This window comes from Halorubrum aquaticum (genome assembly GCF_900113615.1).
In the GTDB taxonomy this organism is placed as follows: domain Archaea; phylum Halobacteriota; class Halobacteria; order Halobacteriales; family Haloferacaceae; genus Halorubrum; species Halorubrum aquaticum.
In genome coordinates, this window is sequence record NZ_FOPZ01000009.1 from 25,820 (window position 1) to 49,354 (window position 23,535).

General features: G+C 67.3%; 22 protein-coding genes. 6 read left to right on the forward strand and 16 right to left on the reverse strand.

From position 1 onward, the window contains the following. The first annotated feature begins 24 nt into the window (after positions 1-24). A complete protein-coding gene (locus F3H10_RS09110) occupies positions 25-2,667 on the forward strand; it encodes an outer membrane protein assembly factor BamB family protein (protein WP_149784465.1) in 2,643 nt (880 codons plus the stop codon). Between the two features lie 109 nt (positions 2,668-2,776). Next, entirely contained in the window at positions 2,777-3,445 is a 669-nt protein-coding gene (locus F3H10_RS09115) for a DUF6517 family protein (RefSeq protein ID WP_149784466.1), read from the forward strand. 25 nt (positions 3,446-3,470) lie between these two features. On the opposite strand, the gene F3H10_RS09120 is transcribed toward F3H10_RS09115, so the two are convergent. From F3H10_RS09120 to F3H10_RS09135, 4 genes are read right to left on the reverse strand one after another with little or no spacing between them, the layout of a single operon-like run. After that, complete coding sequence (locus F3H10_RS09120; RefSeq protein WP_149784467.1) at positions 3,471-5,495, reverse strand: carboxypeptidase regulatory-like domain-containing protein; 2,025 nt, start codon at positions 5,493-5,495, stop codon at positions 3,471-3,473. Between the two features lie 2 nt (positions 5,496-5,497). Further along, the gene (locus F3H10_RS09125) at positions 5,498-7,237 is read right to left on the reverse strand and encodes a carboxypeptidase regulatory-like domain-containing protein (protein WP_149784468.1); all 1,740 of its coding nucleotides are present in this window, start codon (positions 7,235-7,237) and stop codon (positions 5,498-5,500) included. Positions 7,238-7,243: 6 nt separating this feature from the next. Further along, positions 7,244-8,686 (reverse strand): hypothetical protein, encoded by a 1,443-nt coding sequence (locus F3H10_RS09130; protein ID WP_149784469.1) that lies wholly within the window; start codon positions 8,684-8,686, stop codon positions 7,244-7,246. A 7-nt stretch (positions 8,687-8,693) separates the two neighbouring features. Beyond that, positions 8,694-11,864 carry a tubulin-like doman-containing protein gene (locus F3H10_RS09135; protein WP_149784470.1) on the reverse strand — a complete coding sequence of 1,057 codons (3,171 nt, stop codon included), beginning with the start codon at positions 11,862-11,864 and terminating at the stop codon, positions 8,694-8,696. Positions 11,865-12,064: 200 nt separating this feature from the next. Between F3H10_RS09135 and F3H10_RS09140 the strand changes: the two genes are divergently transcribed. Continuing rightward, positions 12,065-13,264, forward strand: a complete 1,200-nt coding sequence (locus F3H10_RS09140) for an iron-containing alcohol dehydrogenase family protein (protein ID WP_149784471.1) — start codon at positions 12,065-12,067, stop codon at positions 13,262-13,264. Between the two features lie 24 nt (positions 13,265-13,288). Here F3H10_RS09140 and F3H10_RS09145 read toward each other — a convergent pair whose 3' ends face one another. The 4 genes from F3H10_RS09145 to F3H10_RS09160 form a co-directional block, all read right to left on the reverse strand. Further along, on the reverse strand, positions 13,289-14,734 hold the full coding sequence (locus F3H10_RS09145) for an MATE family efflux transporter (RefSeq protein WP_149784472.1): 1,446 nt from the start codon (positions 14,732-14,734) through the stop codon (positions 13,289-13,291). 89 nt (positions 14,735-14,823) lie between these two features. Then, positions 14,824-15,255, reverse strand: a complete 432-nt coding sequence (locus F3H10_RS09150) for an EamA family transporter (RefSeq protein ID WP_149784473.1) — start codon at positions 15,253-15,255, stop codon at positions 14,824-14,826. 93 nt (positions 15,256-15,348) lie between these two features. Beyond that, positions 15,349-15,750: a PIN domain-containing protein gene (locus F3H10_RS09155; protein ID WP_149784474.1), complete on the reverse strand. Its 402-nt coding sequence runs from the start codon at positions 15,748-15,750 to the stop codon at positions 15,349-15,351. After that, entirely contained in the window at positions 15,747-16,133 is a 387-nt protein-coding gene (locus F3H10_RS09160) for an AbrB/MazE/SpoVT family DNA-binding domain-containing protein (RefSeq protein WP_223174284.1), read from the reverse strand. The genes F3H10_RS09155 and F3H10_RS09160 overlap by 4 nt, the downstream gene beginning before the upstream one ends. Here F3H10_RS09160 and F3H10_RS09165 point away from each other — a divergent pair. Then, complete coding sequence (locus tag F3H10_RS09165) at positions 16,123-16,890, forward strand: VOC family protein (RefSeq protein ID WP_149784475.1); 768 nt, start codon at positions 16,123-16,125, stop codon at positions 16,888-16,890. The two genes, F3H10_RS09160 and F3H10_RS09165, sit on opposite strands and share 11 nt — an antisense overlap. Before the next feature lie 50 nt (positions 16,891-16,940). On the opposite strand, the gene F3H10_RS09170 is transcribed toward F3H10_RS09165, so the two are convergent. The 8 genes from F3H10_RS09170 to F3H10_RS09205 form a co-directional block, all read right to left on the reverse strand. Further along, on the reverse strand, positions 16,941-17,351 hold the full coding sequence (locus F3H10_RS09170; RefSeq protein WP_149784476.1) for a Zn-ribbon domain-containing OB-fold protein: 411 nt from the start codon (positions 17,349-17,351) through the stop codon (positions 16,941-16,943). Beyond that, the gene (locus F3H10_RS09175) at positions 17,348-18,514 is read right to left on the reverse strand and encodes a thiolase domain-containing protein (RefSeq protein ID WP_149784477.1); all 1,167 of its coding nucleotides are present in this window, start codon (positions 18,512-18,514) and stop codon (positions 17,348-17,350) included. The genes F3H10_RS09170 and F3H10_RS09175 overlap by 4 nt, the downstream gene beginning before the upstream one ends. A gap of 170 nt (positions 18,515-18,684) precedes the next feature. Continuing rightward, a complete protein-coding gene (locus tag F3H10_RS09180; RefSeq protein WP_149784478.1) occupies positions 18,685-19,440 on the reverse strand; it encodes a proteasome assembly chaperone family protein in 756 nt (251 codons plus the stop codon). 76 nt (positions 19,441-19,516) lie between these two features. Then, a complete protein-coding gene (locus F3H10_RS09185; RefSeq protein WP_149784479.1) occupies positions 19,517-19,699 on the reverse strand; it encodes an RNA-protein complex protein Nop10 in 183 nt (60 codons plus the stop codon). A 53-nt stretch (positions 19,700-19,752) separates the two neighbouring features. After that, entirely contained in the window at positions 19,753-20,553 is an 801-nt protein-coding gene (locus F3H10_RS09190; protein WP_149784480.1) for a translation initiation factor IF-2 subunit alpha, read from the reverse strand. Between the two features lie 17 nt (positions 20,554-20,570). Beyond that, a complete protein-coding gene (locus tag F3H10_RS09195) occupies positions 20,571-20,744 on the reverse strand; it encodes a 30S ribosomal protein S27e (RefSeq protein WP_149784481.1) in 174 nt (57 codons plus the stop codon). Positions 20,745-20,746: 2 nt separating this feature from the next. Continuing rightward, the gene (locus F3H10_RS09200) at positions 20,747-21,028 is read right to left on the reverse strand and encodes a 50S ribosomal protein L44e (protein WP_066414660.1); all 282 of its coding nucleotides are present in this window, start codon (positions 21,026-21,028) and stop codon (positions 20,747-20,749) included. A 132-nt stretch (positions 21,029-21,160) separates the two neighbouring features. After that, positions 21,161-22,249, reverse strand: a complete 1,089-nt coding sequence (locus F3H10_RS09205; RefSeq protein WP_149784482.1) for a M42 family metallopeptidase — start codon at positions 22,247-22,249, stop codon at positions 21,161-21,163. Positions 22,250-22,391: 142 nt separating this feature from the next. Between F3H10_RS09205 and F3H10_RS09210 the strand changes: the two genes are divergently transcribed. Both F3H10_RS09210 and F3H10_RS09215 read left to right on the forward strand, forming a co-directional pair. Beyond that, positions 22,392-22,649: an MTH865 family protein gene (locus F3H10_RS09210; protein ID WP_149784483.1), complete on the forward strand. Its 258-nt coding sequence runs from the start codon at positions 22,392-22,394 to the stop codon at positions 22,647-22,649. A gap of 147 nt (positions 22,650-22,796) precedes the next feature. Continuing rightward, on the forward strand, positions 22,797-23,489 hold the full coding sequence (locus F3H10_RS09215; protein ID WP_149784484.1) for a J domain-containing protein: 693 nt from the start codon (positions 22,797-22,799) through the stop codon (positions 23,487-23,489). The last annotated feature ends 46 nt before the right edge of the window (positions 23,490-23,535 follow it).

The following is a 23,535-nucleotide window of genomic DNA, read 5'->3' on the forward strand; positions in this document are numbered from 1 at the left end:
GCATCCGTCTGACTACTAGTCGGCATGGGGAGTCCCGACGGATCCGAACCGAACCGGGAGCGACACGTCATCGACGGGACGACCGGCCGATCCGGTCGGGTCTCTCGGCGGGGCGTGCTCCGTGGTACGGTCAGCGCGCTGTCGGTCGCCGGACTCTCGCTCGCCGGAGTCGGCGAAACGGTACCGACCGCGTCGGCGACGAACCACGTGCCGAACCGGATCGTCTGTGTCGGCTCCGACGGTGGGTCGTTGTACGTCGTCGACGCCGGGACCGGCGAATCGGTCTGGCGCTTCGACGAGCCCGGAGGCTCGGTCTCCTCCTCGCCGACCGTCGTCGACGGCGTGGCCTACGTGGGCTCCGCGGACGGGTCGCTGTACGCGGTCGACGCGACCGACGGGTCGGCCGTGTGGTCGGTCGAGGCGGGTAGCGGCGGCGAGAACGAGGGGATCGTCTCCTCGCCGACCGTCATCAACGACCGGGTGTTCGTCGGGACCGGAACGGGCGCGGTCGTCGCGCTCGACCGAAGCGAGGGAACCGAGGAGTGGCGCGTCGAGGACTCCGTGAGTGCCGTCGTCTCCTCGCCGGCCATCGACGGAGGGACACTCTACGTCGGGACGGAGACCGGCGAGATCCTCGCGCTCGCGACGTCCGACGGAACGGAGCGGTGGCGGGTCACGGCCCCAGAGGACGGGATCTCCTCGTCACCGGCGGTCGTCGACGGGACGCTCTACGTCGGCTCCTTCGACGAACGCCTGTACGCGGTCGATATCGAGGTCGGCGAGACTGTCTGGAACGCGAACCTCGAGAACGTCGTCTTCTCCTCGCCGGCAGTCGTCGACGGGACCGTCTACGTCGGCAGCGTCGGCGTCGGCGTCGGGCTCCACGCGATCGATGCCGAGACGGGCGAAGGGCGTTGGGTGACCGACGGGATCGCGGGCGTCGTCTCCTCGCCGACGGTCGTCGACGGGACCGTCTACGTCGGCTCTGTCGACGGGTCCCTGTACGCGGTCGACGCTGAAGGCGGCGATCCGGTGTGGTCGACGGGAACCGGCGACCAGATCAACTCCTCGCCGACCCTTTGGGAGGGGACGGTCTTCATCGGGAACGCCGCCGGAGAGTTGTACGGGTTCGACGCCGAGACCGGCGACCAGCGGTGGTCGTTCGACGGCGCGACGGACGCGATCTTCTCCTCGCCGACCGTCGTTGACCTCGCGAGCGACGGGCACGGCGTCGGGTCGCGGACATCGCTCGGAACGCTCGGACACCACCACGTGGCCGCAGGCATCGAGTTCGAGGGGGGTAGCGACTCCTCGGACGGATCGGGCGGCTCGACCGGCTCGTCCGGGTCGTCCGGGTCGACGGGATCGGACGACTCCACGAGCACTGACGGATCAACGGACGGAAGCGGGGAAGACGATTCCGGACAGAGCCCCCCGGCGTCGGCGGATGGTTCGGGCTCGTCGGGGTTGACCAGCCAAGTTCCTGCGGTCGGACTCCTCGGCGCGGCAGGCGGGATCACGGTCGGTGTGCTGGCAGCGTATCGGTTCCTCGGGGGGAGTTCGGACGGTGCTGCTTCGGGATCGGACCCCGGATCCTGGCCGGGACGGTCGTCGGCAACCGACTCGGTGAACTCGGCAGGTGCCACGGATACCGTCGAACCGGAGACTCGAACTACCGGGACCGACACGACGGAGGGCGTCGACGCTGACGCCGGTTCGGCGTCGTCCGCGTCAGAGAGTTCCTCCTCGGCCGCGTCCGCAAACGCCTCGAGCGAGCCGAAAGCCGATACGGAGTCCGTCGAGGACGCCGGATCCGAGTCCGGAGACCGGGACGGAGCCGAAGACGTGAGCGGATCCGTGGGTGGTGCCGATACCGGCGGCGCGGACGGGGACGCGTTGCTCGCGGCGGTGGACGAGCTCTCGTCGATCGAGCCGGTCGCGTCCGTCGGACCCCTCGTCGCGTACGCCGTCACCGACGAACGGATCAACGGCGGTGATGGGCGGATCCTGGCGCTCCCGGACGCCGAGGACGACCGCGTGGAACGGTTCGGCTCCGTCGCGACCGACTGGGGCAGCGTCAGCCACTACGATGGGATCGCCACGGTGTACGGGTCGGGGAGCGATCCGTATCCGTGGGTACTCACCGACCCGATTCAGGGGGTCGCCACGCTCGCCGAGCACCTCGACGACCCGCCGGCGGACCTCGCGGCCCGGTTGTCGCCGGTCGTCGACGCCGCCGAGGCGATGTCACAGGCCAGCCGCTACACGGTCAGACACTACTACCTCTCGCCGGAGACGGTCCGCGTCGTCGGATCGGGCGCGGAGCCGACCGGAATCGTCGACGATTGGGGGATCGGTTCGGTGGCGGACACGCCCGATCACGGGACGCGTGCGGCCTCGCCGTACACCGCGCCCGAACAGCTCTCCGACTCCGAGGAGCCGCTCTGGCGGGGCAAGCCCGACACGTACGCGCTCGGTGTGCTCGCGTACCACGCGGCGACGGGAAGCCCGCCCGCCGACCACCGACCCGCGAAGCCGAGCGAGCACGCCGGCGTGCCCTCGGCCCTCGATCGGCCGATAACCCGCGCCATCGACCCGGACCCCGACGAGCGGTACGACTCGATCGGCGAGTTCGCGCGGATCCTCAGGCTGGCGGTCTTCGACTGAGCGACCGTCGTACGTCGGGTGGTCGGGCCCCCGTGGCCGTTCGGTTCGATATCGATATCGAGAATAGATGGACAAGTGATATATCTGTCGGAGATGAATGTGTCACTGTATGCCATCACGTCGTCGATTCCTGGTTGCGGGAGCCACGGCGGGGACCATCGCTCTCAGCGGGTGTACCGACGCCGTCGAGATCGCGACACAGGAGGAGATCGAGCGGTCGGCGGAACCGGCGGAGCCGGCAGAGTCGAGCGTCGAGGAGACCGGCTTCGAGGAGGTCCGAAACGAGACGGTGGTCGTCGAGGAGGAGTTCGAGGAGTTCGGGCAGCGCCGGGAGTTCACCGCGCGAACCGAGGTCCGCGCGTACCTCCGGGAGATCCGGTCGGACTTGACCGGCCAGGAGCAGTCGGTGTTCGCGGTCGTGAGCACGCCCGGCGTCTCCGCCGCCGGCCAGCAGCTAAGTCCGCTCGCGAACATGGACGAGGAGGAACTGATCGAGGAGGCGCGCGGCGAGATAAGCGCCGAGTACGACGGCGAGATCCGGGACCCGGAACGCGTCGAGACGATCGAACAGGAGGTGTTCGGCGAGACCACGGAGGTGAGCGTCTACGAGGCGACCGTGGTCCTCCCCGACGGCACTGAGGAGCGGGGATACATCCATCTCACCATCGTCGAACGCGGCGAGGACGTGGTCCTCGTCGCCGGCGCGTATCCTGCGGGCGTCGAGGGGGAACGCGAGCGGATCGAGCGCCTCTTCGAGTCGTTGGAGGGAGACGAGTAGAATCGGTCGGCGATCAAACACCACCTTAAGAGGCAGTCTCTGAACTGGACTGCTCGAGTTCAATATCTAGCTCTTGTGAATTCGCCCCGGTAATGCGGATATCTCCCGAAATCGTCTCGTATCCATCTGCCTGAATTTCGACGACGTACCAGCCGTCCGGTGGGATTCCGGTGATCTCGTACCTACCTGCCAAATCGCTCGTCGAACTATAGACCTCTCCCGGATCGACGATCACTTCGACGGTGGCATTCGCGATTGCGGTCCCATCGGTATCACTAATCTTTCCATCAAGTGTCGCACTCGGTAGTGGCTCAAGTTCGATCGGTTCCTGTTCACCGAACGATTCAATGGGTCGTTCGACTGGATCGTATCGATCAGCAGTCGCACGTAGCGTATAATCCCCGCTCGGATCGATAGTGAACTCATAACTTCCACCTGTGGTCGAATCCACGGTCTCGCTGTTTTTAACTAGTTCAATCGACGCGTCGACTCCACCATCGCCATCCGTTGAGAGCGGTTCTCCCGTTTCCGCGTCAGCGACTCGGCCGGACACTGTCGCACTGAGCGGTTCAATTTCAGTTCCGTTCGTTCCGTTCTCGTCGACCTCGATCTCTTCGGTTCCATACCTGAAGACACCGGTCGATCCGACGGTGACTTCGTAGGTCCCAGTCGGGACGTTCCCAAAGACGAATCTCCCGCCGTCCGTCACCGTCGTGTTCGTCTGACCGTCGGTCTCATTCCCGTTTATGTCAGAAACCCGTTCGATGGTGACTTCTACGCTCGAATCGATCGGCTCTCCGTTCGCGTTGACCACGCTCCCGATGATAAATGGGGTGCTTGGACCGGTGTCGCCGCCCCCGCCGCCTCCGCCGCCGATCAGCCCGAGCGCGCTCGCGCCGAAGAACCCGCCGACCAACACGATCAATACGACCGCTCCGATGAGGAGGTATTTCCCGATTTTTACGGAAGATCTCGTTGATCTACTGCTGTCCCCGTCGGAATCATCAGTCGTTTCGTCGGCGGTAGACACTTCCCGATCGTCAGCCGATCCTTCCTCTTCGGAACTCCTCTCGTTATCGGCCCTCTCCGACTTATCCTCGACGTTCTCTTCGTCGTCGATCCCATCCTCGCCGGAGGGTTCCTCCGTATCCGTATCCTCGGTACCATCGAGATCTCCGCCATGCTCGTCATCTTTTCCATCCAGCGGCGGGAGCCCGGAAACGACGCGCTCCTCCCGCGGAACCCTCGGCCGCGCGTCGACCAGATCGCGACGGAACTGGTACGCCCCGTCCTGTCGGTCGTCCGGATCGATCGACATCGCGTCACGCAGGACCCGACGGAAGTCCTCCGGAATCTCCGCCGGGTCGTCTCCGATCCCGTCTCGGATCGCGTCCTCGAGGGGTCGATCCGCGTCGGCGAACGGTGGTGATCCGGAAAGGAGATGGTAGCCGAGCGCGCCGAGCCGGTACACGTCGGTCTGCCTGCCGGCGTGGTTCCCGTCGTCGAACTGTTCGGGAGCCGTGTACGGTGTAACCGGCGGGTCGGTAACGAGCCCGCTGATCCCCCAATCGTCCACGACCGCTGTCGGACCGCTCGGGTCCTCCCGGAAAACCACCGATTCCGGACCGATCCGGAGGTGGTACGGGGTCGATCCGTAGCGACCGTAGCTCCGGATCGCCTCACAGACGTCACCGAGGAGGTCGGTACGCGTCGCGAGGTCACACTCGAGCGCGGTCTCGACGCTCCCACCGTTCGCGAGCGTCTTGAGTTCGCCGGGGACGGACTCGACGGCGACCCATGGCTCGGGGTCGGTTCCCCAGTCGACGAGCGTTCTGACGGTCTCGCGGCCGGAGACGTTCTGCCACTGCGTCGCGAGCGAGTCGAACCGGTCGTACTCGTCCTCCGGAACCTCCCCGCGAAGCGACCTGACGGCGGCCACGTCGCCGTCGGCGGTTCGTCCGTCGAACGTCTCCCAGTGTGTTCTTGTCCCGACCCGCTCACCGGTTGTGATCGTCTGGTTGGTTCCGGTGAGAGTTCGGTCGGAGCGCATGACTACGACTGGGACGGATCGAGTTCGAAGTCCTCCTCGAAGACCTGGTTCTCCTCGCTGAAGTCGACGGTCCGCGATTCTGTCTCGTAACCATCAGCGCTTACTTCAACCCGATATTTCCCGTTCGAGGGGATCCCAGTGACTTCGTATTCTCCGATCAGGCTGGATGTCGCCGTTCGGACGTCACCCGGAGCGATCGTCACCTCGACAGTCGCAACATCGATCGCATTCCCGCTCGTGGCGTTGGTGACCTTTCCTTCCAGGGCCACGCCCGTCGATTCCTCCTCTTCTGAGACCGTGTCCGTCGATTCGAGTTCGATCGGTTCCTGCTCGCCGAACGATTCCACGGGCCGTTCGGCCGACTCGTACCCGTCGGCGCTGGCGCGCAGCGTGTAGCTCCCGTCGAGACCGACGGTGAACTCGTAGCTCCCGCCGGTCGCGGAGGCAACGGTTTCGTTGTTTCCGCCGACGAGTTCGACCGACGCGTCGATCTCGCCGTCGCCGTTGGTCGAGATCGGGTCGTCCGTCTCCGTGTCCACGACTTGGCCGCTCACGATTCCGCTCGCCGGCGAAATCTCGAGATCGGTCGTGTTCCCCGGGACCTCGACCGACCGATTGTCGTACGCGAACCGCTCCGTCGACTCGACCGACAGGGTGTAGTTGCCGGCCGACACGTTCTGGAAGGCGAACTCTCCGCCATCAGCCGTGACTGTCACCGGTTCCGGCGCGGTCTCGTTCCCAGTGGGGACGGCGGCCGGTTCGAGAGTGACCTCGGCGCCCGTCGTCAGCGGCTCGTCGTTGGCGTCGTAGACGGTCCCGTTGACCGTGGCGGCGATATCGCCACCCCCACCACCGAGATATCCGAGCTCGCTGGCGCCGACGAACCCGCCGATCAACACGATCAACACGATCGCGCCGATGGCGACGTACTTGCCGATCTCCGCCATGTCGAACCGGCTTGAGGAGCCCGCACTCGAGAGCCGGTCGGTCGTCGAACCGCCCGAACTCGGGGCGCTCAACGCGGGGACGCGCTGGCTCACTCGCCGACGGATCTCCGAACTCGAGAGGCCGTGCTCCCGCGAGAGCGTCTGGACCGACTCGTTGATCGAGGCGATCTCCTCGTCGATGAGACGGCTCCGGATCGACTCCTTCGTCGACTCCCACCGTTCCTCGGTGTCGCCGACCGGGGCGATGGCACTCGACCCGTTCGGGGCGACGACCAGGTCGAAGTCCGACAGTGCGTTCGACTCCGGCGAGTCGGCGACGGCGGCGCGGTTGTACGTGCCCATGAACTCGTTGACGAGTCCGAGCGCGTTCTCGGCGTCGCGCACGCCGACGGTCCCGCCCTGTCGCGAGCCGATCAGCTCCTCGAGGATCGCGCGGTCCTGATCGCTTCCCGGAAGCGAGGTTCGGCCGGCATCGAGCGCCCGGAAGACGCTCATGTCGTCGGCGGAGTCGTCTATGGTGTACCCCCACTCGGTCTCGATCCGGTCCCGCAACGCGTCGATGAACTCCCGCATCGAGCCGTCCCGCGTCGTGTACACGGCGTAGAACTGCTCAGTGCGCGCGTTCCGGGTCTCCCGCGCCCGGAAGAAGGTCGTGAACTTGCGCTCACGACCCGTCTCGATGGCGAGTCTGACCCCGTCGTAAAACAGGTCCTTCACCCGCTCGTTCGACCGGCCGGCCTCGCCTGTCGGCGAGTGTTCGTTCCCTTTCGTGTCGTATATGCGTAGTGATGGCATCCGTGTTCACCCCATCTTCTCAAGGAGTTCGTCGAATCCGACGGTCATCACGTTCCCGTTGCGGTCGCGCATCGGGACGCGTTCGCCGTTCTCGTCGGTCGTCGTCTGGTAGTACACCGGGTGGATCTTCGACCCGGAGGTGTCCTGTACGAGCGTCCGAACCGTCTGGTTGTTCTCGATCAGCGTCTCGCTGACGAACTCCTGGAACTCGTCGAAGTACTGGTGTGCCTCGAGCGCCTGCTTGTCGCGGAACTCCTCGGCGAGGATGTCACACTTCGTCGCGACCAACAGCACGTCCTTGTTCGAGGCGACGTCCAGAATGTCGAAGTACGGCTCTATCTCCAGCGGCTCGTTGTTGTGGTACCGCTCGACGTCGATGATCAGGATCAGCGTGTTGGCGTCCCGAACCCGCTGGGCGAGCAGCCGGAGCGTCGAGTTGTCGATCTCGTCGTCCGGGCTCATCAGTGCGTTCGGCAGCCGTTCGAGGTACTCGCCCGCGTAGTCGAGGCTCGACAGCTCGATGTTCTTCGGGAACACCCGGCCGTCGACGAAGTTGAAGTTCAGGTCCTCGACGTCGGTCTGTCCGGTCGCGTCGAGCTTCCAGCCGGTGTCCTTCGACGCCGCGTCGAGCGAGCCGACCAGCTCCATGAGGTCGCTGCTCGGGTTCAACGGCGTGTCGGCCTCACGGCCGACCGCGTCGTCGAGCGCGGCAAGGTACTTCCCGACGAGGAAGAGCGACTTTCCGGAGCCCTGCGGGCCCAGAACGAAGAAGTTCTCCTCGGCGTCGTAGGTCACGAACCGGCGCAGCGTGACCACGAACACCGCCGCCATGAGCGTGTTCACGCCGATGCTGGCCCACTCGACGCTCACGTTCGGAGCCGGCGGAACGATCTGAACGGTCTCCGCCGAGACCTGGAGGAACTGCGGAAAGTTGACGTGGAACTCGATCAGCCCGCCGACGACGATGGCGCTGATCAGGTAGAACAGGATCGTCGCGGACCGCCGGAACTCGAGCGCGCTCGCCGTCCGGACTTCGAGGAGTTTCGGGCCGCCGCCGACGAGTCCGCCGCCGACGAAGCCGCCGAGGACCCACACGATGTTGGCCGCGAAATCGATGTTCGGGATGAACAGCCCGATGGACAACAGCGCGACGAGCGCGGAAACGGTACCCAGACACAACAGGATCCCCTGGACCCGTTTCTTTGGGTCGAGAGTCACGAGGACCAACAGCCCGAGATAGAGTCCGAACATCAGCGCGGAGAACTGTTCGAGGGTGACGCCCACGAGCGGGTTCAACGCGAGGATCGCCGGTCTGACGATGTCCGACGCCTGCCACGCCTCCCCGAGCGAGAGGAAGAGCGGCCCGGCGACGATCACCATCACGGCGAAGTACACGACGAGAAAGACCTTCTCGCCGTTCTCCTCGAGGAACTCACCGATCGTCGTCATCTATCGATCACTCCCCCCCGTCCAGCGTCTCGGAGGGCGCATCGGTCTTTTTCGCCCCGTCAGTGAACGGGACGTTCTCGATGTGCTCCTCCAGGAGATCGCGTTTGATCTCGCCTTCGTCGCGGAGGAAGAACTGGGTGTCGTTGGGGTTCTCGAGGTTCAACACGTTGTTCCGGCGGACGTAGTATCCCTCGTCGAGGCCGTAGGTGTGGTGGACCAGGATGTCGGTGTCGTCGGACGCTTCCTTGGCTTGATATCCGGTCTGGTAGCCGTCGGCTTCGACCTCCGCACGGAGGTTGTCCAGGAAGATCCCGTCGATGAATATCCCGAGTCCGATGTCCCAGCTGCCCCCGGCTTCAACCGGGAACGACGCGAAGTTCTCGCTTCCCGCACCCAGGTTGTATGCGCCTTGGAAGACGGGTTTGAGGTCGGCCACGTCGCCGATCTGGTTTATCGCCCGGCTCATCACCCCGACGACAATGTTCATGTCGTTGTAGCGGGAGCGGTCGCCGCTGATCCGGCGTTTCCGGATCCCGGTGTACTTGGGGTTGTGCGCGTTCTTCGCGAGCTCCTCGAGGGAGCCGCGGAGCCGCTGTTTCTCCGTCTCGTCGTCGAACAGCTTGCTCTCCGCGATGTCCGAGTCGTCCCGGAGCTGGAGGATGTCGTGCGGCTTGACCGTCTTGACGTAGTGGTACTGTTCGTCCTCCGTCGAGACGGAAGTCTCTCGGCTCTCGTTGTAGTTCTCCCGCAGATTCCGGTACTTGCTCTGTGAGTTGATGAACGCGTCGCGCGGACCGTTGAGCTCCTCGAAGAGGCTGACGGTCCCCTCGTACAGATCGGCCTTGTGTTCCGCGTCCTCGAGGTCCGACTGTAGCTCGTCGCGGCGACGCTCGATGTCGTCGGTCTCGATGACCTCGTCTTTGACCAGCTCCTCGAACTCGTGTTCGAGTTCGGAGAAGCTCACGCCCGAGTCGAGTCCCCGCTCAATTTCGTCGAGCGCCCGCGGACTGTCCGTCTCGAGCTCGGCGCGCGTCTCCGCGAGGATGTCGCGGCGGCGGTCCTCGACCTCCTCGTCTATCGTCCGGTTGAGGGTGCCGGTGGAGAACTCCAACTCGATCGACAGCGAATCGCCCGCCCGAGAGATCTCGAACACCTCGTTGTCGTCAAGCTGGTTCCGCTTCATCCGGTAGTTCTTCTGTGCCTGCTTGCGCTCCTCCTCGCCAGAAGTGTCCCACGGGAGGATGGACTCGATGGTGCCCTCCTCCTGGTTCATCTTGAGGAACGCCTCCTTCGCGTCCGCCAGGTCGGCGAGCGAGCCGTTTATCCGGCGTTCGGTGTCGGAGATGCTGATCCCGACTTGGTCGAACTCCTCGGAGAGCTCGTTGAGGACGCTCCGGACGTCCCCATCGCTGACCGCCTCCAGCTGGTCTTCGGTCTCCGCGTTCTTCACCTCGCGGACGTACGTCTCGAGGGCCATCTCGAGTTCGTCGCCCATCCCTTCGGCGTCGATCGACCGACACTCGTCGTACTCCTCGTACAGCGAGCGGACCGACCGCTCCCACTCGTCGACGCGACGGTCGACCTCGTCCTGTTGGGACCGTCGCCGCTCCTCGAGTTCGGCGTCGGCGTCGTCGAGATCGGACTGAAGCCGGTCCCGACGTTCGGTGGCCTCCTCCAGTTTGGCCTCGAGCTGGTTGAGCCGGACGCCCGCGTTGATCCCCTCGTCCTCCAACGCGAGGAGGTAGCTGATCGTGCTCTCGACGCGGTTGTCGTCGACCGCGCGGAGCCGCACGAGCAGGTCCTTCCGATGGGCGAGGCGGTTCAGCTCGTCGCGGATCACGTCGCCGAGCTGCTTGTCGATGCTGTCGACGAACTGCTCGCCGTCGCTGCTCACCTCGGCGGTACCGGCGCGGATCGAGCCGCCGATCACCTCGATGAGCTCGACGATGTCCTCGGCCTCCATCTCCGCCTCCGAGACGATCTCGCGGTAGATCGAGACCGACTCGTAGTCGAGCTCGGTGAAGAGGTCCAACTCGAGCAGCGACTTCACGTTGTTGAGCCGCGTCTCGAGGTCCGTCCGGTCGGAGTCGTGGAGCTCGCCCTTCATGCCGTCGGGGCTCCACTCGCGCGAGAGGAACCGGTCGACGCCGGCGTAGATGTCCGCCTCCGCCTCGAGGGCGTCCTGTTTGGCGTTCAGGATGTCCTTCGTGACGGTCTTGGCGTCCTGGATCGCGTCGACGTTGTACCGGAGGACTTGCGGGATCCCGATGATGAACGGGGCGTAGGAGGGCGTGTCCGCGAACGGGTCCTCCATGTCCATCATGTTGTAGTAGGTCGCGATCAGGTAGATCGCGGCACGGTCGAACTCTAGGAGGGCGTCGGAGCTCTGGAGGATGTTGGCCTTCTTCCCGCCGAACCCGGTTGGGTCGATCGGGATGAGGATCCGGTCCTTGAACAGGTCCTCGTCCTGGAGGCTGAGGTACTCCAGTTCGGAGAGCGCGGCGTGGGCGTTCGCGTTCTCCGCGTCCCCCTCGTCGTCGTTCGGCAACACGCCGAACAGCGTGATCTCCGCGGTCCGCTGCGTGCGCTTGAGGTGTTTGACGAGGTCGATGAAGATCCCCGAGCCGGAACCGCCGCCGAGCCCCGCGATGACTGCGACCTTCCCGCGGCCCGGGAGGTCGATGGCCGTCCGCACGTCGTCGTCCTCGGCGTACGCCTTGTAGTAGAGTCCCTTCCCCAGTCCGCGCTTCCGGACGACGCCGGTGGCGAAGTCGAGGTTCTCGTTGATGAACTCCGGTTGGAGCCACCAGTTCTCCTCCTCCATGCCGACCCCCGAAGCAATCCGCGGCACCGCCTCCTCGCCGATGAGGTCGTTCTGGTCGTGGAGCTGGATGTTCCGGGTGAGCGGAAGGTACTCGATCGTGATCTCTCCCGGCCGACCGGTGTGTTCCGACCGGAGCCGGTCTTTGGTCTCCTGGATCTGCTGTTCGATCTCCTTGATCCGTTCGAGGTCGCGGTTCTCTTCCTCTTCCGCCGTGTCTATCACGGTCACCGTCAACGACTCGGGGTTCGGGCGGGGCCGCAGGACCGCCTCCTGGACCCAATCGGCTTTCAACAACTCGTACGTAATGGCCTTCCCAGCACCCCCGATCGCAAATATCCTGCTTGGGAGATTCATGCTGACACCCAACGATCCTTACAACTATCTATAAATTATTCGATGGCTGGATGTCTTTCTGACAGGTTTCGTAAACGAACCGTTCGTGATCCGTCCGTTGACACACGTTCTCATCGATACCGCTCCGTCCGCGCGCGCCCGTCGACGGGTGCGACGGGCCGGCCCACAGGTACAAACGGACCGCCGTGGTATGGACGGGCATGTTACCGATCGCGGACCGGTTCGAATCGGAGTACGACGGCTGTGACGTGCTGTACGGGCGCGGACGGGCCGCCGACCTCGGAGGATACCTCGCGGATCGGGGGCTCGCCGACGCGCTCGTCGTCTGCGGGTCGAACGTCGGCGCGAACGACGACCTCATGGACCCGATCCGGGCGGGACTCGGCGACCGACACGCGGGAACGTTCGACGGGACGACGCCGGCGAAACGGGCCGAGACCGCCTTCGACCTGCTCGAGGCGGCCTCGACGGCGGACGCCGACGTGCTCGTCGCCGTCGGCGGCGGGAGCAGCCTCGACGTCGCGCGACAGGCGTCCGTCCTCGCCCCCGACGGGCGGGACCTCGAGGACCTCGAAGCGGAGGCACGCGAGGGGTCGATCGACCCGCTGACGGCGGATCCGGCGCTCCCCGTGGTCGCCGTCCCGACCACGTTCGCGGGGGCGGACCTCTCGGCCGGCGGGTCACTCGAGGTGCTCTCGGCCGCGGAGTCGCCGACGGATCAACCCGTCTCGGTGAGCGGCTCCGCGATGCCGATCGCCGACCTGCTCGACCCGGACCTGTTCGAGACGACGCCGCGGTCCGTCCTCGCCGGCTCGGCGATGAACGGCTTCGACAAGGGGATCGAGACGGTGTACGCCCGCGACGCCTCGCCGGTCAGCGACGCCACCGCGGTCCACGGGGTCCGGCTCCTCTCCGGGGCGCTCCCGGTCGTGGCGGGCGACCGCGCCGGCGACGGGGCCGCCGCCATGGAGCGGGCGGTCGCGGGCGCGCTGCTCGTCCAGATCGACCGGAAGATCAACGTGATCCACGCCTTCGGTCACGGCTTCGCCCGCCGGTACGACGTCCAGCAGGGCGCGATCCACGCGGTCGTCGTCCCGCACGCCCTCGCGTACCTCTTCGAGGAGGCGGACGCGGGCCGTCGGGCGCTCGCCGCCGGGTTCGGGATCGACGCCGAGGGCCGCGACGACGACGCGGTCGCCGAGGCGGTCGTCGACGCGGTCGCGGACGTCCGCGACGCGCTTCCCGTCCCGAACCGCCTCCGCGACGTCGACGCCGTCCGCGAGGAGGACCTCCCCGCGATCGCGGCGTTCATCGCCGAGGACTCGCCGATGGAACGAGCGCCCGCGGGGATCGACGCCTCGCCGGAGCGGATCGAGGGCGTGCTCCGCGGGGCGTGGTGAACCGGCGCGACTGCCGGGGCCCGATCAGTCGTCGGCGACCGCCGCATCGGGGCGGTAGGCCTGGCTTATCGCCTTCCACTTGCCGGAGCGGAACCGCCAGTAGTTGATCGCGGCGGGGATCGTCGTCTCGGCGAGGAACGCGAGGTAGAGCCCCCACAGCCCGAGCGACGTGGTCGCCCCGACGTACGCGAGCGGGATCGACACGAGGAACATCCCGACGAACTGGCTGGCGAAGGGGACCTTCGTGTCGCCGGCGGCGTCGAGCGGCCCCGCGGCCCCGCCGGAGATCCCCTGGAAGACGACCGCGACACAGGCGGCGTACACCAGATTCACGGCGATGGGGACCTCGGGGCTGGCCGCGCTGTCGGCGAAGAGCACCACGATGTCGGTCGCGAAGGTCGCGATGAGCGCCGCGCTCACGAGGTACGTCCCGACGGAAAAGCGGATGATGTCGCGAGCGTACGCCTCCGCCTCCCCGGGGTCGTCGACGCCGAGTTCCTGGCCGACCAGGCTCGAGGAGGCGAGCCCGAAGCCCCACCCCGGCGTGTTCATGATCCCCCAGATCCGGCGGGCGATGACGAACGCCGCCACGGTGTTCTCGCCGAAGATGTCGAGGACGAACAACATCGGGAACTCCGCGGCGGTCCACACGAGGTTTCGGGCCCCGACCGGGAGCCCGATCTCGACGAGGTCGTGGAGCATCGCGGGGTTGAGATACGAGCCGAACGGGTCGATCGCGACCGGGAACGCGCCTAAGATCGGGAGCCGACCCCACGCGATCCCGGCCGCGAACGCCGCGGTGACGACGACGTTCGAGAGGACGGTCCCGAGCGCGGCCCCCTCGACGCCCCAGCCGAGCCCGAAGATGAACCACACGTTCAACACGACGTTGACGATCGCGCCGCCGGCGCGGAGCTGCATCGCGGTGTAGGCGTCGTCACATCCCACGAGCACCCGGCTCCCGACGAGGTTCAAGCCGGCGAACGGGACGCCGATCCCGACGATCCGCAGGTAGTCGGCACCGTACGCGATCGCCGTCTCGTTGCTGCTGATGAGCGAGATGAGTTCGGAGGGATACGTCCAGAAGACGACCGTGACGGGAGCGCTTATGAGGACCACCAGCAGGGTGCTGGCGCGGACCGCGTCGCCGAGTTCCCGGAACGCCTCGGCCCCGTAGCGCTGTGAGACCAGCGCGATGGTCCCGCCGGCGACGCCGCCGCCGATGGCGAAGGCGACGCCCCAGAACGGCCCGGCGAAGCCGACGCCCGCGACCGCGCTCGTCCCGATGGCGACGCCAACCATCGCCACGTCGACGGCGTTCTTCGACATCCGGGCGACGCCCGTGACGATCCGCGGCCACGCCAGGTCCGTCGTCCGGACCACGCGGTGGCGGTCGATCAGCCCCAGACGTGCGAGCGCGAAGCCGATGTAGAGGACGACGAGTCGAAACGGGTTCGGAACGGAGGACACAGGGAGTACGCAGTCTTCTCCGCCCTTGATAAAGGGGTTTCGTCACGCGGCGGACGTTTCCGGATCGTCGACCGCCCCTCGCGCCGGTCTCAGGCACCCGAGACGAGGTACACGGAGGCGACGGCGAAGGCGATCCCGAGCGCCTTCCGCGCCGAGAACGACTCGCCGAGGAACACGACCCCGATGAGCGAGGAGAAGACGAGGAAGGTCGCGAATATCGGGGTGACGACGCTGACGGGACCCAGAGAGAGCGATCGGTACAGCGCGAGGATGCCGATCCCGAGGAAGACGCCGGCACCGAGCACGTGGAGCAGCTTGGGGGACGCGAGATGCGAGGTGAATCCCTGCCCGGTGTACCAGACCACGCCGACCGCCATCGAGACGAGGAACGTGTTCGAGACGATGACGGCGACGTCGCTCGGGACCGCGTCGGGTCCGGTGGTCGCGATCCGCATGAGCGGCGAGACGAACGTGTACGCGCCCATCGCGAGCAGCGCGTACGGGAGATACGTCGTGTCCATGTCCGGGGATGTGACGGCGGCGATAAGTGTCTGCCGACCCGCGACGGGGACCGATTCCGTCGTCCCGTGAGTACTCTAGGGAGTCCCGGTGAGTCACTCGGACTCGAGTTGATGACGCTCGATGTCGGAGAGCGCGTCGTACGAGAGATCGGACCCGACGAGCACGCCCTCGTGTCGTATCGACGCATGTGCGGCGTGAAGCGCGTCGAACGGGGTGAGGTCGTGGTCGTCGAGGTACGTCGCCGCCGCCAGCAGGACCTCCTCGTCTTTCGCCGACGGTAACGGAACCATATCGAGCATGTTGGCGACGAGCGGTGCGACCTCGAAATCGAAGCCCTCATCCTCCGTGTAGGCGGCCACGAGAAACTCCGCGTACGCGAGGAGTGAGGTTTCGACCGTCCTCTCCCCGAGAACCGCCTCGACTTCCTCGCTTAGCCAATCGTCGGGTTTCGCGACGGCGAAGAGGAAGTCCGTCTCGACGTACGTCGCCGTCATGTGTCGGTCTTCCCTTCGGTCTCCCGACGGGATTCCTCGGCGATCGCCGTACGGGCGTCATCGCGAAGTTCGTCGATGGACTTTCCCTCAAAGGCGGGCCCCGCGCTCTCGCGGACCGCTTGAATCGGATCGTCGTCGACAGGAACGAGCACGATCCGACTCGGGAGGTCGACCACCCGGAACCGCTCACCGTGACGATCCCGCAACTCCTTCGGGAGATAGATCCTCCCTCGATCGTCGGTTTCGGTCGCCATGTCTCGACTGAGGAGTGGGAACATACATATCTTTTCCCGGTCCCGTGAACTACCCGTTCCGAAACGGACGACCGAGGGGTTCAGTACGCTTTTGGGTCGAGCCGCCGAACGAACGCGTATGGAGTCCACGTTCGACCACGTGATGATCCGCGTCGAGGACTTAGAGGAGAGCCTCGACTGGTATCAAACGCACCTGAACTACGAGGAGAAGGGCCGCTGGGAGGCCGACACGTTCACGAACGTGTTCCTCGGTCCCGAGGACGTCCACGACGCCGGCGCACTCTTAGAACTCACCTACAACCACGACGGCCGCTCCTACGAGCTGGGCGACGCGTGGGGCCACATCGCGGTCCGCGTGCCCGAGGACGAGCTTCAGAAGTCGTACGACCAACTCATGGAGGAGGGCGTCGAGGACTACCGCGACCCCGAGTCCTGCGGGAACCGCTACGCGTTCGTGAAGGACCCCGACGGCCACGAGGTCGAGATCGTCAAGCGAGACTACGGCGCGAAGTGGAGCCTCGACCACACGATGATCCGCGTCGAGGACGCCGACGAGGCGCTGGGCTACTGGACGCGCAAGTTCGAGTACGGGGAGGCCCGAGACCGCTGGGAGGCCGACACGTTCGCGAACTACTTCGTCGCGCCCGAGGACGCCCCGGAGGAGGCGATGAAGCTCGAGCTCACCTACAACTACGACGGCCGCTCCTACGAGCTGGGCGACGCGTGGGGACACCTCGCGGTCGAGGTCGACGATCTCGACGACGCGTGGGACCAGCTGATGGTCCGTGAAGCCGCCGACTACCGCGACCCCGAGTCGTGTGACGACCGCTACGCGTTCACGAAGGACCAGGACGGCCACGAGGTCGAACTGGTCACCGAGGACTGAGCCGGATCGGTTCGAGTCCCGAAACGCCCGCCGTTCTCGACGCGCCTCTCTTAGGTCTCGACCGGCCGAAGGACGACGATCCGTCCGTCGTCGGTCTCCCGTTCTCCGACGCCGGCCTCGACCGCGGTGCCGACCTCGACCGGGTCGCCGTCGCCCACGCCCTCGAGGTCGCCATCGACCCCGCGAACGATCCCCGTCAGCCGGATCGGTCCGAAGCGGGCGACCGCGGTGACGTACGGCGCGTCGTCGGCGAACCGCGGCGAGGGAACGTGGACGACGGTGTACGTCTCGACCGTTCCCGTCTCCGGAAGGGGTTCCTCCGAGAGCGGGGACGCCCCGCACTCCGGACACACCCGCCGCGGCGGCAGCGAGCCGTGGCCCTCGGGACAGACGAGCGCGTAGCCCGCGCCCTCCGAGAGCGCGTCGATCCACTCGTCGTACCCCTCGTTTCGGTCGGTCATTCCGCCACCTCCAGCACGTGGACGACGGCGCTGGCGACCGTCCCGCCGGCGTTGTGTGCGACGCCGACGTCGGCGTCGGGGACGTGCTCGCTGTTGGGGTGGTCGCCGCGCAGCAGGCGAGTCAGTTCCGCGATCTGTGACCCGCCGGTCGCCCCGACCGGGTGCCCCTTCGCCTTGAGTCCACCCGAGAGGTTGACCGGGAGGTCGCCGTCGGCGGTCGTGAGCCCGTCGCGGGCGGCGGCGATCCCCTCGCCCGGCTCGGCGAACCCGAGCGACTCGACCGCGAGCACCTCCGCGATCGTGAAACAGTCGTGAACCTCGGCCACGTCGACGTCGGCTGGACCGACGCCGGCGTCGTCGTAGGCGGCGGTCGCGGCGTCGGCGGCCGCGGGCGTCGACGCGAGGTCGGCCCGGTCCGCGAGCGCCATCCGGTCCGTCCCCTGGCCGGTGCCGGTCACGGCGACGGGCGCGTCCACGTCGTTTTCGGCCGCGTACTCCTCGGAGACCAACACGAGCGCGCTCGCGCCGTCGGTGATCGGACAGGCGTCGTAGAGGTGGAGCGGCTCCGCGACCGGCGGGGAGTCGAGAGCCTCCTCGACCGAGACCGCGGTTCGGAACTGCGCGTACTCGTTCGGGAGCGCGTTCTCGTGGTTCTTCGAGGCGACGTGCGCGAGGTCCTCGCGATCCCCGCCGTGCGCCTCGAAGTAGGCGCGGGCCATCAGCGCGTACGCGCCGGGGAAGGTGACCCCCGCCCGCACCTCGAAGAGGTCGTCCGCCGCGATCGCCAGCCCCTCCGTGGCTCCCTCCGTGTCGAGGTTCGTCATCCGCTCCATCCCGCCGGCGAGGACGACGTCCGCCTCGCCGGAGCGGACCGTTCGGACCGCCTCGCGGACCGCGACGCCCGCGGACGCACACGCCGACTCGTAGCGCGTGGCCGGACAGCGGACGGCCGCCGCCTCCGCCATCAGCGGGGCCTGGTGGCCCTGATGCTCGGCGAGCGCGCCCATGAAGTTGCCGTAGTTCAGTTCCCCGACGTCATCCCGCTCGACGCCGGCGTCCGCGAACGCGCGGTCGGCCGCCTCGGCGAACAGGTCCCGACCCGTTCGCTCGGGGTGGCTCCCGAACCGCGTGAGTCCGACGCCGGCGACGCGTACCTCGGTCATACACGATCGATGACCGTGGATCCCGTTTAGCTCTGCCGGAAGCGGGGACCGGGGAACGAACGGAGACGGAGGCGAGAGGTGGTGAGAGCGAACGGAGGTAAGAGCGAACGGAGGTAAGAGCGAACGGAGGTAAGAGCGAACGGAGACGCAAGCGAGGAGGAAGCGACGGCCTACCCGATGTATCGCAGGTCGTCGTCGGGGACCGCCGGGCCGTCCTGCATCTCGCGGATCTTGCCGACGACCTCCTCCATCTCCTCGGCGCGGTCCTCGAGGGAGTCATAGCCGAGTTCGAACTCGAGGAGGTCCTCGAGGACCTCGAGCACCGCCCGCGCGCTCTTCGGGTCGACGAGGTAGCCGCTCGTCTCGCCCATCAGACAGGCCGCCTCGAGCCCGCGACGGCCGCCGAGTCCGAGCACGAGCCCGGAGACGCCGACGATCCCGCCCGCCGGCTCGTCGGGGCGGAACTCCACACCGGCCTCGCGGAGGTCGTCCGCGAGCCCCTCCTCGGAGACCGCGCCGAGCACCGTGTACTCCTCGACGAGCTCGCCCGTCGGGACGCCGCCGAGCGCGAACGCGCGCTCCGCGCCGAACGACTCGGCGACGTCGAGGAACGTCGAGGTGAGCCGGTAGTGGCCCGCGTTCGACCCCGCCTGGTGGTCGCCGGTCAACACGAGCAGGTCCGCGCCGTCGGTCTCGACGGCGTGGAACTCCGCACAGGTGAGTTCCGCGACCCCGTCCTCGCCGTCGACGCTCACCTGCGGGGGGAACTCCGTGGCGTACACCCGTCGGACGAGCTCGCCGTCGAACTCCTCGAGGAGGTGTTCGGCCGCGAGCTTCCCCACGTGGCCGACGCCCGGGAGCCCCTCGATCAGCACCGGGTCGTCGAGCTCCGGCGTCGCCACCTCGTCGATCTCGATGTCGTCCATACGGTTCCCGTCCGGGCGGCGGTCACAAGAGGGTGGCTATTCGACGGGAGCGCGGACCGGGTGCGTGCGCCCCGTCTCACTCGGGCCCGTCCGAGCGCGCCCGGCGGCGGTACTCGCCGTACCGATCGGTCGGGTCGAACGGGGCGGGTGCGCTGTTCTCGGCGGGAGCGTCACACACCGGACACCGGTCGCCGAGGGTGTACACCGGCCGCTCGTGGGTCGTTTGCCAGTCGGAACAGACGCGGATGTCGGAGCGCATGGACGTGAGGGGGAGTCGTGAAGTGGAGGTCCGCGGTGATGCGGTGACGACGACTACTCGTCGTCCTCGCGCCGTTCGCGATGGAACGACCCGGCGCCGCCGGCGGACTCGATCGCCTCGCGGGCGCGCTCCGCGGCGGCCTCGAGCTCGTCCTCCGCCGTCTTGTAGTCGGGCGCGCGCACCTTGATCCGGTACTCCGGCGAGCCGACGTAGCCCACGTCGAGCTCGACGCCGTCCGGGATCTCGCCGTTCCCCTCGGCCGCCTCCAGGGCGGTCTTGACGTCGTCGACGCCGTCGGCGGCGGTCGATTCGAGGTCGACGTAGCCCGTGACGTCCACGTACGGGACCGAGACGTTCTCCCGGGCCGCGTCGACGATCGCCTCCGCCGCGTCGTCGTCCACGTCCACGTCCTCGAGCGCCTCGAGTCCGCTGATCGCCGCGGCCTCGAAGGCGTCGTACAGCGAGTCGTACTCGCGGAGGAGCGCGTTCGCGACCGCGGTGTATCGGTCGTCGTCGACGTCCTCGCCGAGCGCGATGAGCATCCAGTTGTCGGCCTTGCGCTCGTTCTTCCAGTCCTGTATCGTCTCCTTGCGCTGGTGTTCGTTGACGTCCTTGATCGACAGGTCGATCTGGTTCGAGGACTGATCGACCTCGAGGACCTTCGCGACGACCGTCTGTCCCTCGCGGACGTGGTCGCGGACGTTCTTGATCCAGCCGGAGGCGACCTCGCTGATGTGACACAGGCCGCGTTTCTCCTCGTACTGGTCGAGGTCGACGAAGACGCCGAAGTCGGCGATCTCGTCGATCTCGCCGACGACGAGCTCACCGGGTTCGGGCCAGCCGCTGTACTTCATGATGGGGGGCGAGGCGGTTACCGCGCCTCAACGGTTTCGACGACGTCGCCGTGCAGCTCGGCCTCCCCGCCGGTCGGGGTCGCGAGCGTCGTGCCGCAGACGGCACACGACACGACCGAGGAGGCCTTGCCGAAGACGACCTGTTCGTTCTCACAGTCCGCACAGAGCACGCGGTGGAAGCTTCCCGCCATGGTTACTCCTGGAACGTGAGTCGGCCCGCGCGCCATCCCTCGCGCATGTGGGCCTTCCCGCAGTCGCTGCAGCGGTACTTCAGGTGCGTCTTCTTAGTGGGCTTGTCGCCACCGGGCACCTTCGAGTATCCGCCGGCGTTCCCGATCGTCGCGAGCGCGCGGCGTCGCTGTCGCGCGTCGCGTTTCATGCCGGTCGCACGACCCGATCGGACCTTCTCGACCTCGTGCTCCTGATGGGAGTCACAGTGGGGGCAGTACGTATTGAAGCGGCGTGGCATTTCCATGGATATCTACCTTGGAAGGCGGTTCGGCGCCGACGCTTAAAACGGGTTTGGTATGGCGTGGACGGTCGACGACGCGAAGTCCGTTCGGCCGCCGCCGCCCCGGCCCGCCGCCGTCGACGCCCCGACTCGGCCTCAAAGCGTGTAGTCGTGCTCGCCCGTCTCCGACACCAGGAACGCCGTCAGCAGGTCGACCGTCGCCGCGACGTCTCGGACGTTCGCCGTCTCCGTCACCGTGTGGAGGTATCGAGTGGGGATCGAGATCGCGCCGACCGGCTTCGCGCCGCCGGGCGTCTGGAACCCGGCCGTGTCGGTGCCGCCCGCCGGCAACACCTCGTGTTGGTGGTCGATGTCCCTCGCCTCCGCGGTCTCCGTCAGCCGCCGGTGGACCTTCGGGCTCGTGATCACCGAGGAGTCCTTGAGCTTGATCGCCGCCCCGTCTCCGAGGCTCGTCACCGCGTCGGCCGCCTCGCCGATCTGCGGCACGTCGTTGGCGACGGTGACGTCGAGGGCGATCGCCAGGTCCGGATCGATGTCGACGCCGAGCGCGTGCGCGCCCCGGAGCCCGACCTCCTCTTGAACCGTCGCGGCGAAGTGGATCGTGACGTCGGGGTCGTCGATCCGGCGCGCGGCCGTGAGGGCAGCGAACAGGCACACCCGGTCGTCGAGCGCCTTTCCGGTCACGCAGTCGCCCATCCGCGTCGTCGTCTGGTCGAGCGTGACGAGGTCGCCGACGCTCACCAGGTCGGCGACCGTCTCCGGGTCGCGGCCGAGGTCGATGAACACGTCCGAGACCTCGTCGTCCGCCTCCCGCTGCTCGTCGGTGAGGGTGTGCGGCGGGACCGAGCCGATGACGCCCGTGAGGTCCGCCTCGCCGTGGACGGTCACGCGCTGGGCCCGGAGCACGCGCGGGTCGAACCCGCCGAGCGCGTCGACCCGGACGAACCCGTCGTCGTCGACGTGCCGGACCATGAAGCCGATCTCGTCCATGTGGGCCGCCACCGCGACCGAGTAGTCAGGGTCCGCGTCGCCCTCGATCGTCCCGACGACGTTGCCCATCGCGTCCGTGCGGACGTGATCGACGGAGTCGGCGAGTTCGCGGCGCACGATCTCCCGGACGCGGTCCTCGTACCCCGGAACCCCGCGGGCCTCGGTCAGTTCGAACAGCAGGTCCTCGTCGAGCGCGTCGTCCCCGTCGAACGGGTCGTCGGACGTGGTGGACATACCCGGGACGAACGCCGCCACGGACAAAGTTCCGTAGGATCCGGGTGTCGTGGGGTCGGGTCGCCGGGTCGGGACGGAAAACGATAAATCGATTTCTAGTGGTTCCACAACGCTTTTGCGGCCCCTCCGGAGAGGTGGGGGCATGACGGACGTCAAAGCGGAACTCCGCGAACAGTTCCTGGACGCCTTCGGCGACGCCGACTTCCCCGTACAGAACCAGATGGACCTCGTCCCCGCGCTGCCGAACGGGCCGGCGACGAAGTTCGAGGCGGGCGACGTGAGCTTCACCGCGATGGAGCTGGCCGCCAAGCTCGGCAGCGACCAGGACTTCCCGTACGACACCGCCGAGGAGCTCGTCGACGACGTCCTCGAGGCGCTCGAGTCGAAGGACCTGCTGTAAGTCGGTCGGCATCCGTCGTCGTTGACGCAGTGACCTTCTCAAAGCCCGGCCCCTCGGCTCGCCGCTCCGAGTCGCCGTCGTTCCGGTCTCGGATCCTGCGTTCCGACCCCCGAGAGGTTGATACGGGCGCGGCCGTTAGGAGGGGTCGTGACCGTTGACGGCATCGGAACCGTTCCGTCGTGGGTGCTCGCGGGAGTCGCGCTCGGCGTCGTCGCGAGCGTCGTCGTCGCCGCCGTGTTCTACGTCGGACACCGCCTGTTCCCGCACGAGATACGGTCGGCCGGCGGGACGCCGAGCGGCGACGTCCGGCGTCGGGGCGAGATCCGCGCGTACCTCACCGCGATCAACGAGCGCTTCCTCGAGGAGCACGCGGTCGGCGGCGTCGTCGTCCCCTTCTACCTCCCGGCGCGCGGAGTCGCCGTGACCTTCGACGCGCACGACTACTTCCGGCTCGAGGGCGAGAACGTCCACGCCGTGTTGTGCGAACACGAGATGCCCGGCCGCGGGCTGGGCCGGCGGCTCCCGTTCGACGTGACCGAACCCGACTGGGACCCCGATCCCGAACGCTCCCGGCGGAGCGACCGCGTCGCCGACGCGTACGCGGAACTCGGCCTCTCGACCGACGCCGACGCGGACGAGGTGAAACGGGCCTACCGCGAACGGGTGAAGGAGACGCACCCGGACCGGGGCGGCGACGAGGAGGCGTTCCGCCGGGTCCAGGAGGCGTACGCGACCGCGAGCGACCACGCCGACGGGGAGGTGAGCGGACCCGCCCGCCCCGGTCGGTCCGACCCGTCGGGTCGGGAGGACCGCCGGAGAGGATACGGGTTCGGGCGATAGCGTCCCTGCCGTCTCCGCGGCACCCGACGTTCACGCCGTCCTTCGA

Coding starts and splice junctions, on each gene's coding strand:
- F3H10_RS09110 (WP_149784465.1), top strand. CDS start 25: ATGGGGAGTCCCGACGGATCCGAACCGAACCGGGAGCGACACGTCATC.
- F3H10_RS09115 (WP_149784466.1), top strand. CDS start 2,777: ATGCCATCACGTCGTCGATTCCTGGTTGCGGGAGCCACGGCGGGGACC.
- F3H10_RS09120 (WP_149784467.1), bottom strand. CDS start 5,495: ATGCGCTCCGACCGAACTCTCACCGGAACCAACCAGACGATCACAACC.
- F3H10_RS09125 (WP_149784468.1), bottom strand. CDS start 7,237: ATGCCATCACTACGCATATACGACACGAAAGGGAACGAACACTCGCCG.
- F3H10_RS09130 (WP_149784469.1), bottom strand. CDS start 8,686: ATGACGACGATCGGTGAGTTCCTCGAGGAGAACGGCGAGAAGGTCTTT.
- F3H10_RS09135 (WP_149784470.1), bottom strand. CDS start 11,864: ATGAATCTCCCAAGCAGGATATTTGCGATCGGGGGTGCTGGGAAGGCC.
- F3H10_RS09140 (WP_149784471.1), top strand. CDS start 12,065: ATGTTACCGATCGCGGACCGGTTCGAATCGGAGTACGACGGCTGTGAC.
- F3H10_RS09150 (WP_149784473.1), bottom strand. CDS start 15,255: ATGGACACGACGTATCTCCCGTACGCGCTGCTCGCGATGGGCGCGTAC.
- F3H10_RS09155 (WP_149784474.1), bottom strand. CDS start 15,750: ATGACGGCGACGTACGTCGAGACGGACTTCCTCTTCGCCGTCGCGAAA.
- F3H10_RS09165 (WP_149784475.1), top strand. CDS start 16,123: ATGGAGTCCACGTTCGACCACGTGATGATCCGCGTCGAGGACTTAGAG.
- F3H10_RS09170 (WP_149784476.1), bottom strand. CDS start 17,351: ATGACCGACCGAAACGAGGGGTACGACGAGTGGATCGACGCGCTCTCG.
- F3H10_RS09175 (WP_149784477.1), bottom strand. CDS start 18,514: ATGACCGAGGTACGCGTCGCCGGCGTCGGACTCACGCGGTTCGGGAGC.
- F3H10_RS09180 (WP_149784478.1), bottom strand. CDS start 19,440: ATGGACGACATCGAGATCGACGAGGTGGCGACGCCGGAGCTCGACGAC.
- F3H10_RS09185 (WP_149784479.1), bottom strand. CDS start 19,699: ATGCGCTCCGACATCCGCGTCTGTTCCGACTGGCAAACGACCCACGAG.
- F3H10_RS09190 (WP_149784480.1), bottom strand. CDS start 20,553: ATGAAGTACAGCGGCTGGCCCGAACCCGGTGAGCTCGTCGTCGGCGAG.
- F3H10_RS09195 (WP_149784481.1), bottom strand. CDS start 20,744: ATGGCGGGAAGCTTCCACCGCGTGCTCTGTGCGGACTGTGAGAACGAA.
- F3H10_RS09200 (WP_066414660.1), bottom strand. CDS start 21,028: ATGGAAATGCCACGCCGCTTCAATACGTACTGCCCCCACTGTGACTCC.
- F3H10_RS09205 (WP_149784482.1), bottom strand. CDS start 22,249: ATGTCCACCACGTCCGACGACCCGTTCGACGGGGACGACGCGCTCGAC.
- F3H10_RS09210 (WP_149784483.1), top strand. CDS start 22,392: ATGACGGACGTCAAAGCGGAACTCCGCGAACAGTTCCTGGACGCCTTC.